The sequence below is a fragment of the Bacillus sp. FJAT-28004 genome (assembly GCF_001280845.1).
In the GTDB taxonomy this organism is placed as follows: domain Bacteria; phylum Bacillota; class Bacilli; order Paenibacillales; family Paenibacillaceae; genus Pristimantibacillus.
On sequence record NZ_LGHP01000001.1, the window covers coordinates 480,253 to 491,532 of the forward strand.

An 11,280-nucleotide genomic window follows, 5' to 3' on the forward strand; every position below is an offset into this window, starting at 1 on the left:
AACTCTTCCACTTTTCAACGGGAAAACTTCAGTATTAGCCAAAATATGTTTTGTAAAAAATGAGGAGGTAGTTAATATGTCGGTCCAATATCGAAACTTAGGTGCAAGCGGTTTAAAGGTTAGTGAAATTAGTCTCGGAAGCTGGCTGACATACGGCGGTTATGTAGAGCGTGAAAACGCGGTAAAGTCGATTCAAACGGCGTATGACCTCGGCATTAATTTTTTTGATACAGCGAATGTCTATGCGAAGGGTGAGGCTGAGAAGCTCGTCGGAGAAACGCTGCGTGAGTACCCCCGTGAATCCTACGTGCTGGCGACCAAGGTCTATGGAAAAATTGGCGATGGACCAAATGACCGCGGGCTCTCTCGCAAACATGTCATCGAGTCGGCAAATGCAAGCTTGAAGAGACTTGGACTCGAGTACGTGGATGTGTTTTACAGCCATCGCTTTGACCATGAGACGCCGCTTGAGGAAACGCTGCGCGCCTTTGAAGATTTGATTCGCCAGGGCAAGGTTCATTATGTAGGTGTAAGTGAATGGACAGCTGCTCAAATTACGGAGGCGCTTGCGATAGCAGACAAATATTTACTTGATCGAATTGTCGTGAACCAGCCGATCTATCATTTGTTTGAACGCTACATTGAGAAGGAAATTATTCCACACGGCTCCAAAAAAGGCTTCGGTCAGGTCGTATTCTCGCCGCTTGCGCAAGGGCTGCTCACAGGGAAATATACATCCAATCATCAAGTACCTGATGAGTCGCGTGCTGCAAAGCAAGAAAACTTTAAAAACCGCATAACGGAGGAGAAGCTGGCAAAGGTTGAGCTGCTGAAGGAAATCGCATCCGAGCTTGATCTGACGGTGGGTCAGCTGTCGCTCGCTTGGATATTGCGCCAGCCGAATGTGTCCAGTGCTTTGATTGGCGCCAGCCGCCCGGAACAAGTTGAAGAGAACGTGAAGGCATCTGGAGTGGTGCTTGATAATCAGACAATTGAGCGTATTGCAGCGGTTATCGATAACGGCCCTGTATCTACACGAGGTTCATTCTAATCCTCCCTGGCCAAAAATGAGCAAAGTCCAGTAAAGAGCATCTCGTTACTGGACTTTGTCATGAAATCGCAAGAAGTAATTGCCAGTTAACGATATATCGTATAATATGTAAATTAATACGATATATCGTTAACGAAGGAGATTACACTATGACGAAAGATTGGCAGCCAGAGGAACAATTGTTTTTGCATCATGCGAATGAAAGAGAGGGAAACGGCTCGGGCAGACGTTTTTTCAGCCGCGGCGGAGTTAAATATGCGTTGCTTGCGCTGCTCGAACAGGAAGGCATGCACGGCTATCAAATGATGAAGGCGCTTGAGGAGCAATCAGGAGGCACATATAAACCGAGCGCAGGCTCCATCTATCCAACGTTGCAAATGCTGCGGGATCAAGGATTTGTTGAGTCCTCCAAGCAGGATGGCAAAAAAGTATTTGAGATTACAGATGAAGGCAGAGCTTATTTGCTGGAGGAGAACGATAATGCTGCAACGGGAATGGAACGTCCTGAGCAGGGTGACGCGGATGAGGAAGGTGCTCCCTTTGAGAGAAGAAAGCCGAACCGGCGATTAACGCCTGCTGGCAAGGAATTGCTGCATTTGCTGAAGGCTGCAGAACGAGCGGCTGTCACTGATGCGAGCAAAGCTGCGCAGCTGCGCACCATCTTAGATGGCCTTCGAGTATCGCTTCGCCAAATCACAACGGAACCCGAAAGTGACTGCAGAGAAGGCGGCGCGATATGAGAGAGCAGCACAATTCAGCACCGGCATTTCGAGGCGGGGCAGGAATGGGCGGCATGAGAAAATTCGGGACAGGTGAGAAGGTAAAGCCAGCCAGTATTTACAGCATGTTTATAAGAATATATGCGCATGCGCGGACGCAATTGCCCGCTTTGATTGCAGCAGTTGCCTGTGTTATCGCTATATCGCTGCTTGAATTTATCGTTCCGCAGCTTACGAGACTGACGATTGACCACATTATTCCGAATAAGCTCTTTAATAAACTGCTGCTTATAGGCGGCGGTGTCATGGGAGCAGCGGTGGCGCTAGGGGCTCTGCGTTATTGTAGTACTTCCCTTATGGCGTCTATCGGTCAAAAGGTGCTTTACAATTTGCGAAACGATTTGTACCGCCATATGCAAAGTTTGGACGTTGCTTTTTTTGACCGTAACCGGACTGGTGATTTGATGTCTCGGGTCACGAACGACGTAAGCATCCTTCAGCAAATGATTTCCTCCAGCATGATGCAGCTGTTTACTGATTTTTTCACCTTCACGGCGATTGCAGTTTATATGCTGTGGATCGATTGGAAGCTGACGCTAATGCTGCTTGCGACCTTCCCGTTTATGATTCTGACGACTAGATTTTTCAGCAAAAGAATGCGCTCCTCGTTCCGAACGGTGCAGGAATCGGTGGCTGATGTTAGCGATCATTTACAAAATACACTAACCGGCATCCGTCTTATTAAAGCGTTTACTGCCGAGACCTACGAGTCCGAACGATTCTCTGAGCGAACGCAGAAAAATATGGATGCGAATATTCAGGTGACTCGCCTGCGAGCCGCTTATGAACCTATTATTGATTTTCTTAATTTCCTTGGCCTTGCAATCGTCCTTGTTTTTGGAGCATGGCTTGCGATGAAGGAACAAATGACAGTGGGTACAATCGTTGCTTTTATAGCTTACCTCAGACTGCTGCAAAACCCAGTTCGTCACTTCAGCCGCATTATTAATACGATTCAGCAATCGGCTGCTGCTTATGAACGCATTATGGAGGTTATGAACACGGAGGCCGAAATCATTGAGAAGAAAGGAGCAGTGAAGCTTCCGCCGGTGAGCGGGCATATTGTTTTTGATCACATTGATTTTGCTTATTCGACGGATTCGACCGTGTTAAACGATTTTCAATTGGAGCTCGAGGCGGGCAAGGTGACTGCGCTTGTCGGATCTTCGGGCTCTGGCAAAACAACAATCGCTCATCTCATCGCTAGATTTTATGAACCTCAGTCTGGCGAAATAACGATTGACGGTTATTCCTTAAAGGATATAACGATTGCTTCTCTTAGGGAACAAATCGGCATCGTATCACAGGATATCGTGTTGTTCAACGGCTCTATAGAAGAGAACATCCGGTATGGCAATCTACATGCGACGGATAAGGAGGTTTTCGCTGCGGCTACAGCGGCGAATGCTGCTGGTTTTATTGAATCGTTTCCGCAAGGCTATGAGACGCAAATTGGCGAGCGCGGCGTCAAGCTGTCAGGCGGACAAAAGCAGCGTCTTTCCATTGCACGGGCGATTTTGAAAAACCCGCGCATCATTATTTTGGATGAGGCTACAGCTTCACTTGATACGGAATCAGAGCAGCACATTCAAGATGCGCTAGCGCAATTGCTGGAAGGGCGTACTTGTCTCGTCATCGCGCATCGTCTCTCTACGATTCAGAAGGCGGATCGGATTTATGTGCTGGAGCAAGGAGAGATCGTTGAGCATGGAACCCATGATGAGCTGTTGGATCATCAAGGCCGTTATAGTCAGCTCTATGAGCTGCAATTTCCGCAAAAGGATGTTTCAGAACAATAATTTTGCAAAATAGGAAGTGGTCGCTACTTGAAATCAAAAAGGTTATTGACCGATTTTTTTCGGAAAACGTGGTATATTTACCTGTTCTCACTCTTTTTCCATTTGATTTCTAACTTGATCAACGTTTTTTTTCCAAAGGTACTGGGACAATTCACGGATAAACTGCAAATCGGCGGCTTAACAAGTGAGTTGATTGTAGATTACAGTTTATTGCTGCTTCTTATTGGTGTTGGTCATGTGCTGTTTAACGGCATTGCGATGTATTTGGTTATGTATGTGGGAAGAAAGTTTGAATTTCTCGTTCGGAGAGGACTGTTCAAGCATTTTACACAGATGGGTGAACGGTTTTATTCCAAAAATGGTGTAGGCAAGCTGCTCAGCTACTTTATGAATGACGTCACAGCGGTACGGGAATCCATTTCGATGGGGGTCAATGCAACAGCAAATGCGTCGATGCTGTTTATAGCGGCCGTAACGATGATGCTCATTAGCCATATCCCTTATTATTTGATTCTGGCTTCGATATTTCCGCTGCTGCTTATCCCTATTATCGTTGTATATCTTGGGCCTATTATTAGAAAAAGGTCGCTTGAGGTGCAAGAAGCACTCGGCCAGATGACAGAGACGGCGGAGGAGCAATTCGGCGGCATTCGTGTAACGAAAAAATTTGCGGTCGAAGATATCATGAATGAGCGCTTCGGCAAAACGGTGGATCAAATTAGGTTCAACCAATTGCGATTGGTGCGCGTTTCATCTTTTTTCCAAGCTTTGATTCCGTTTCTAGGAGCAATTGCCTTAATCGTGGCGCTTGCATTTGGTGGTTACATGACGATTATGAAGCAAATTACACTCGGCAACTTCGTTGCCTTAACGCTCTACATTAGAATGCTGATGAATCCGCTCCAGCAGATCGGCAATGTCATTAATTCCATTCAGCGTTCCCGCGCTTCACTTGAGCGATTAAACGGCTTATTGTCGCAGCAAACCGAAATTATGGAGCTTCCGGGCGCTAAGGAAATAAATCTGATGAACGCAGGCATTACGATTCGTAATCTATCCTTTTCTTACGACCCATTGTCCAATCCAGTTCTGAAAAACATCAACCTGAACGTTAAACCAGGCACGACGCTTGGCATAATCGGTCGGACCGGAAGCGGCAAAACAACATTAATGAAGCTTCTGCTTCGCACCTACGACCCACCTCCTGAGACCATCATGTATGGGGATACAGACGTACGAGGCATGACGCTTGAAAGCTTGCGAACCCAAGTTGCCTACGTGCCGCAGGACGGATTTTTGTTCAGCACAACGATCAGAGAGAACATTGCTTTCTCTAATCGAGAGCATGAGCTTGAAACGGTTGTGCAAGCTGCGAAACATGCTCAAATTTACAATAATATCGCTGAGCTGCCTGATCAGTTTGAAACGAGACTTGGCGAGCGCGGTTTAACCTTATCCGGCGGCCAGCGTCAGCGCACAAGCCTTGCTCGCGGAATGATAAAGAGTGCTCCGATTATGATTTTAGACGATAGTGTTAGTGCAGTAGATGCTGTGACAGAGAAAGATATTATAGAAGCGATCCAAACCGAAAGACATAACAAAACGACAATCATTATTGCGCACCGAATTAGTGCAATCAAGCATGCGGATGAAATTATAGTGCTCGATGACGGCTTGATTGTGCAGCGGGGCACTCATGTGGAGCTGCTCGCGCAGCAAGGACTCTATGCGACGCTTCATGCGATACAGGAGGAGGGGAGTCAACATGCGACCGGCACAAGCCATTCATAATTGGCAGGCAGATCAGAAGGGTGATCCGAATCAGCCGGAGCAGAAGCCGGAATATGTCTCGGCCTTTCGCACATTATCCGGTTATGCGAGACCTCATATATGGGCATTTATTGGTGTGTTTTGTTGTACGTTAATCGCGATTTTATCTGACTTGCTCCAGCCCTTCTTAATGAAAATAGCGATCGATGACAATTTATTATCCGGCAAAAATGATTACAAAGGTTTACTTACCATTTGTTTCATTTACTTGGGTTTATCCCTATCCAGCCTGCTGTTTACTTATTTGCAAAACAATCTGCTTCAAAATATTGGGCAAAGCATCGTATCGCGCATTCGCAAACAGCTGTTTGGTCATATTTTGAAGCAGTCTATGCGGTATTTCGACCGGATGTCGAGCGGCAGCTTAATCACTCATGTCTCAAGCGATACGGAGGCGCTGAACCAGTTTTTTAATCAGGTGCTGCTCAGCCTGTTCAGGGATGGACTTACGCTCATTTTTATTATGGTGATGATGTTTCAGCTAGACACGACGTTAGCACTTTATTGTTTGATTTTACTGCCGATTATATGGGCGATTGCGATTGCTTTCCGTTCTTTTATGCGCACGACCTATCAACTTGCCAGAACGAGATTATCACGGCTCGTGGCGTTTGTTGCTGAGAACCTGTCGGGCATGAACCTTGTACAAGTGTTTCATCAGCAGAAGGAGCAAGAGAAGCAGTTCAATGAACGAAACAGCTTATATTTCCGGGCGAATCTTCGAGAAATTCGGACGAATGTCGTATTTGGCCGAACCTTTGATATTTTGAGCAATTTATCGATTGCATTTGTTACATGGATCGGCGGAAATGCGGTGCTTGGTCAGCAGCTGGAATTCGGCGTTTTGTATGCGTTTATTACGTATATCCGCCAGTTTTTTCAGCCCATTAATACGATCACACAGCAATGGAATACATTGCAGTCTGCGACTGTCGCAGTTACGAGGATTTGGAGCGTATTTGCGAATAAGCCGGACATTACAGATCGTGAGCATGATTCGCTTGAAATGTTAAAGGCGGATAGTGATGAAGAGGCAGATGAACGTCAGGCGTCCCTATCTACTTTGAGCTTAGAGCAGGTGAAGGGGCAGATCGATTTTAATCGGATCTCCTTCTCTTATGAGGAAGGAATACCGATCATCAAAGATTTGGATTTGCATATCCATTCGGGCGAGATGATTGGCGTCGTGGGTACGACGGGAGCGGGCAAAAGCTCGCTGATCAGCTTATTATGCAGATTCTATGATGTGAAGGAAGGCAACATAAGGATCGATGAGACAGACGTAAGAGATATACCGCAAGCGATCCTTCATCGCCTAGTCGGTCTGGTACAGCAGGAGCCTTATCTTTATTCGGGAAGCATCATCGAAAATATAAGAATGTTTGATGAGACGATTTCTCGCGAGGAGGTTATTCGCGCCTGCGAATTTGTAGGTGCGGATACGATTATTCATAAGCTGAAGGACGGGTACGATACAAAGTTGTCAGAACGTGGCAGCGGTTTATCGGCAGGCGAGCGGCAGCTGATTTCTTTTGCGAGAATTATTGTATTCAAGCCTAAGGTGCTTATTTTGGATGAGGCGAGTGCGAATTTGGATTCTCATACGGAACAATTGATCCAAAATGCACTTCAGATCGTATCGCAGGATAGGACGACAATTGTTATCGCGCATCGACTGTCGACTATCATGCAGGCTGATCGGATCATTGTTATGAGCCATGGTGAAATCGTAGAGCAGGGCAATCATCAAGAGCTGCTCGAGCATGATGGACATTATAAAGAGTTGTATGAGCATTCGCAGGGCAATATTGCAGTATAAATCCTTTTTCGTGTCACCCTTACTCATTTCGGCACAAGCCGCTAGGCCATTCATCATATAGGAGGTTGATAAAATGAGTCACGTCGTCAATCATATTACGGATTTGATAGGAAATACGCCTCTGGTTCGATTGAACAGAGTCGTGCCGGCTGGAAGTGCGGAAATTTACTTGAAGCTGGAATTTTTTAATCCGGGCAGCAGTGTAAAGGATCGAATTGCAATCAGCATCATTGAAGAGGCGGAGCGTGAAGGGAAGCTGAAGCCGGGCGATACGATCATTGAAGCGACAAGCGGCAATACGGGCATTGGAATCGCATTGGTAGCAGCGGCTAGAGGCTATAAAGCGGTTCTTGTTATGCCGGAGACGATGAGCTTGGAGCGACGGACCTTGCTGCGGGCATACGGTGCGGAATTGGTGCTTACACCCGGAGCTGAGGGCATGAAGGGAGCGATTCGTACAGCGAAGGAGCTGCAAGAGAAACACCCCAATTATTTTCCGGCGCTACAGTTCGATAATCCAGCAAATGTGAAAATTCATCGGGAAACGACTGGCCCTGAAATTGTCAGAGCCGTGGAGTCGCTTGATGGCAAGCTGGACGGCTTCGTGGCGGGAGTAGGGACGGGAGGTACGATTACGGGCGCTGGCGAAGTATTGCGAGAACGTTTCCCTCAAATTCAGATTGTGGCTGTAGAGCCGTCCTCATCGCCGGTTCTATCTGGCGGCTCTCCGGGTTTGCACAAAATCCAAGGGATTGGCGCAGGTTTTGTCCCTTCGATTTTGGACTCCAATATTTATAACGAAATTATTCAAGTGAGCAATGATGATGCATTCGAGACTGCGAGGAGAGTAGCTAAGGAGGAAGGCATTTTAGGCGGTATTTCCTCAGGTGCGGCTATTTATGCGGCTATTCAGCTGGCTCAGAAGTTAGGCACCGGCAAGCGAGTGGTTGCGGTCATTCCAAGCAACGGGGAGCGGTACTTGTCAACGGTGCTGTATCAACAGGAGCAGCAGCTTTAGAAACGTGAGCGTTTAGAGAGGACAACTAATGGCTTAGCAGCCAGTAGCTGTCCTCTCTTGTTTATGTGTAGACGCGCAGCGAATGATTGCAACAACGAGCTCCATATGAATGCTTGCCTAATCTTGCAGGAACCTATTAAAATGAGTGAAGCGATCCTAGTCGCAGTCATGGCCATATCTCACACTATATAATAGAAAGAAGCAGATGCAGTAATGAGTATTTTCTTTCACATTTTAATGACAAACGTGCTTCCGATGGCCATCATGATTGGGCTTGGCATTATGATTCAAAGAGCATTCAAGCTGGATATTAAAACGTTGTCCAAGCTGAATTTTTATTTATTTTCTCCTGCTGTTATGTTCGACCTTCTATATAAAACGGATATCTCTGCCCAAGTAGTCGGGAGAATTTTATTGTTTTTTGTGCTGTTTATGGTTACTCAATATTTAATCGTTGAAATGGTTATCAGAATTAGAGGGTATCAACCAAGCATGAAAAGTGCGATGCGCAACAGCGTCTTGTTCTATAACAGCGCAAATTACGGCATACCGCTCAATCAGCTTGCTTTTGCCGGCAACGAGAAAACGCTCGCGATTCAAGTACTGATTATGATGATGCAATCGCTTATACCAAATACCTATGGCATTTATAACGTCAATGCACACAAAGCCGATATGCGGGCGATTTGGCGGACAATCATTTCTATGCCGATTATTTATGTCATTCCGCTTGCCTTCCTACTTAGGGGGCTGGATGTTACCATCCCGCAGCCGATAGCTACGCCGATCGGTTATTTATCGGCAGCGTTTATCGGAACTGCGCTTATTACGCTTGGTGTACAGCTTGGCAATATGGAATGGAAAATAAAGCGATCACTCCTCATAGATGTAAGTATATCGGGCATACTCCGACTAATCGCCGGTCCTTTGCTCGCGTGGCTGATCGTCTGGCTAATGGGACTCGACAAGCTGACGGCAGCAGCACTAATCGTGTCATCGTCTGTCCCCACCTCGCTCAGCAGTGTGCTGCTGGCTGTAGAGTTCGACAACGAGCCAGAGTTTGCCTCGCAATCTGTTTTTATTTCTACCATTTTAAGTATAGTCACGGTTACCGCAGTCATTTTTTTCTTAAAACTTGATATATAGAAACAAGTAAACCTATCAAACTCTTACATTAGAGTTTGTTAGGTTTTTTATTTCTTGTGCAACAAGATGGACAAGGTTAAAATGGAAAAAGATACAAGGGTAATTGATTTATTGGAAATGGAGGTCTACTACTAGATGCTGCCAATCACAAATGATATTATTCATGCAAGCGCTTTAAAAAGGACTTTTGGACGTGGAAGCGGTGCAGTTAACGTATTAAAGGGTGTTGATTTGTCGATACCGTCCGGCAAGCTTATTGCTTTTAAAGGAAGATCGGGTTCTGGTAAAACGACGCTTATTAACTTGCTAAGCGCACTGGACCGTCCAACCGAAGGGAATATTACTTTTGCTGGACGCGATTTGACGGCGATGTCGAATCAGGAGAGAGATATGGTACGCCGCAAGGAAATGGGACTTATTTTTCAATCATTTGCACTCATTCCACTTATGTCTGCCTATGAGAACGTGGAGTTTATATTAAGAGTTTCTGGTATGCCAGCTAACGGCCGCAAGGAAGCAGCTGTTGACGCTTTGGAGCAGGTCGGTTTAAAAAGCCGCATGCATCATCGGCCGTTCGAGCTATCGGGCGGGGAGCAGCAGCGAACGGCAATTGCGCGGGCAATAGCCCATAAGCCGAAGCTGCTGCTGGCAGATGAGCCTACTGCTGAACTGGATAGCCGGACAGGATTGCAAATCATGAAAGTGTTTCGCGATCTAGTAGAAATGGCAGGAATGACGATCATCATGACGACACATGATCCTGCAATAATGGAAATTGTTGACCATGTTTATGAATTGGAGGATGGACAAATTGTCGCAAAAGCTTAAGCCGATACTCGGCTGGTCATTCGCGCTGCTTCTTAGCGCTTCACTAACAGGGTGCTCCTTGCTTCCTGCTGAGGAGGCCGCCTTAAAGCCGCCTCTTGTTAAGCCGGCGCAAGAAAATTACCGGACGGTAACGGTCGAGAAGGGGACAATCACACAAGAAATCAAAGGAAGCGGAAGCCTGGAGTCAACGCAGTCGGAGATCGCACAGTTTAAAGGTCAAGGCGGCCGCATTGCGAAGATGATGGTTGCTTCAGGAGCGCAAGTGAAAAAAGGTGATGTCTTAGTTCAGCTTAATGTAGATGGACTGGACGTTCAATTAAAGGAACAGCAGCTTGCATTTGCCAAAGCTAAGCTTGCATTTAAACAAGCCAAACTAGGCGGTGACAATGATGTTATTGATATAGCAAAGCTCCAAATGGAGATTGAGCAATTAAAACTGGATCGTTTGACGGCGACATTCAACAGCAAGCAGCTTGTTGCCGAAATGAACGGCCAAGTGACTTTCGTTGAGGATCTGGATGAAGGCGATTTTGTCGAGCCCTACCAGACACTTGTTGTTATATCCGATCCATCAAAGCTGCGTTTGGCGCTCCGGGTTGAATCAGGTGCGGAAATTAGCAGCGTTGACGTTGGCTTTCCGGCGATGGTTACCTTTGGATCCGAAGAAATAAAAGGTAAAGTTGTTCAGACACCATCATCCGCTCCTGCTACTTTGAACCAACAGCTTCAAGAGCGTTACTCAAAGACTTTGTTCATTGAAGTACCGAAAGTGCCTGGAGACGCAACAATCGGAGCGTTTGCTGATGTCAAAATTATTTTGCAGCAGCGTGATGACATACTCAAGATTCCACGCAGCGGCGTGCGCAGCTTCCTAGGCAGAACATTTGTAAGAACGCTTGAGGACGGCAATAAAATTCGTGAGATCGATATTGAAACCGGAATTAAAGGCTCGACGGAAATTGAAATTACGAAGGGCTTGGAAGAAGGCGCGATTGTTGTACTTCAATAAT

General features: G+C 46.3%; 9 protein-coding genes. All 9 read left to right on the forward strand.

Annotation, left to right across the window (positions count from 1 at the left end; genetic code table 11):
- Positions 1-76 precede the first annotated feature (76 nt).
- The 9 genes from AC787_RS02005 to AC787_RS02045 all read left to right on the forward strand — a co-directional run bounded on the left by AC787_RS02005 (position 77) and on the right by AC787_RS02045 (position 11,279).
- Positions 77-1,051: an aldo/keto reductase family protein gene (locus AC787_RS02005; RefSeq protein WP_054023267.1), complete on the forward strand. Its 975-nt coding sequence runs from the start codon at positions 77-79 to the stop codon at positions 1,049-1,051.
- A 149-nt stretch (positions 1,052-1,200) separates the two neighbouring features.
- Positions 1,201-1,791 carry a PadR family transcriptional regulator gene (locus tag AC787_RS02010; RefSeq protein ID WP_054023268.1) on the forward strand — a complete coding sequence of 197 codons (591 nt, stop codon included), beginning with the start codon at positions 1,201-1,203 and terminating at the stop codon, positions 1,789-1,791.
- Positions 1,788-3,629, forward strand: coding sequence for an ABC transporter ATP-binding protein (locus tag AC787_RS02015; protein WP_082360595.1), 1,842 nt, complete (start codon positions 1,788-1,790; stop codon positions 3,627-3,629). The genes AC787_RS02010 and AC787_RS02015 overlap by 4 nt, the downstream gene beginning before the upstream one ends.
- Before the next feature lie 27 nt (positions 3,630-3,656).
- Entirely contained in the window at positions 3,657-5,420 is a 1,764-nt protein-coding gene (locus AC787_RS02020; protein WP_054023269.1) for an ABC transporter ATP-binding protein, read from the forward strand.
- Positions 5,395-7,278 carry an ABC transporter ATP-binding protein gene (locus AC787_RS02025; protein ID WP_054023270.1) on the forward strand — a complete coding sequence of 628 codons (1,884 nt, stop codon included), beginning with the start codon at positions 5,395-5,397 and terminating at the stop codon, positions 7,276-7,278. Before AC787_RS02020 ends, AC787_RS02025 begins: the two co-directional genes overlap by 26 nt.
- A 73-nt stretch (positions 7,279-7,351) precedes the next feature.
- Complete coding sequence (gene cysK, locus AC787_RS02030) at positions 7,352-8,296, forward strand: cysteine synthase A (protein WP_054023271.1); 945 nt, start codon at positions 7,352-7,354, stop codon at positions 8,294-8,296.
- A 213-nt stretch (positions 8,297-8,509) separates the two neighbouring features.
- On the forward strand, positions 8,510-9,442 hold the full coding sequence (locus AC787_RS02035) for an AEC family transporter (protein WP_054023272.1): 933 nt from the start codon (positions 8,510-8,512) through the stop codon (positions 9,440-9,442).
- 135 nt (positions 9,443-9,577) lie between these two features.
- Complete coding sequence (locus AC787_RS02040) at positions 9,578-10,270, forward strand: ABC transporter ATP-binding protein (RefSeq protein WP_054023273.1); 693 nt, start codon at positions 9,578-9,580, stop codon at positions 10,268-10,270.
- A complete protein-coding gene (locus AC787_RS02045; RefSeq protein WP_054023274.1) occupies positions 10,254-11,279 on the forward strand; it encodes an efflux RND transporter periplasmic adaptor subunit in 1,026 nt (341 codons plus the stop codon). Before AC787_RS02040 ends, AC787_RS02045 begins: the two co-directional genes overlap by 17 nt.
- The last annotated feature ends 1 nt before the right edge of the window (position 11,280 follow it).

What these genes read in the sequence shown, in the direction of transcription:
- AC787_RS02040 (WP_054023273.1), top strand. Translation starts at nt 9,578, where the DNA reads ATGCTGCCAATCACAAATGATATTATTCATGCAAGCGCTTTAAAAAGG.
- AC787_RS02035 (WP_054023272.1), top strand. Translation starts at nt 8,510, where the DNA reads ATGAGTATTTTCTTTCACATTTTAATGACAAACGTGCTTCCGATGGCC.
- AC787_RS02010 (WP_054023268.1), top strand. Translation starts at nt 1,201, where the DNA reads ATGACGAAAGATTGGCAGCCAGAGGAACAATTGTTTTTGCATCATGCG.
- AC787_RS02025 (WP_054023270.1), top strand. Translation starts at nt 5,395, where the DNA reads ATGCGACCGGCACAAGCCATTCATAATTGGCAGGCAGATCAGAAGGGT.
- cysK (WP_054023271.1), top strand. Translation starts at nt 7,352, where the DNA reads ATGAGTCACGTCGTCAATCATATTACGGATTTGATAGGAAATACGCCT.
- AC787_RS02015 (WP_082360595.1), top strand. Translation starts at nt 1,788, where the DNA reads ATGAGAGAGCAGCACAATTCAGCACCGGCATTTCGAGGCGGGGCAGGA.
- AC787_RS02005 (WP_054023267.1), top strand. Translation starts at nt 77, where the DNA reads ATGTCGGTCCAATATCGAAACTTAGGTGCAAGCGGTTTAAAGGTTAGT.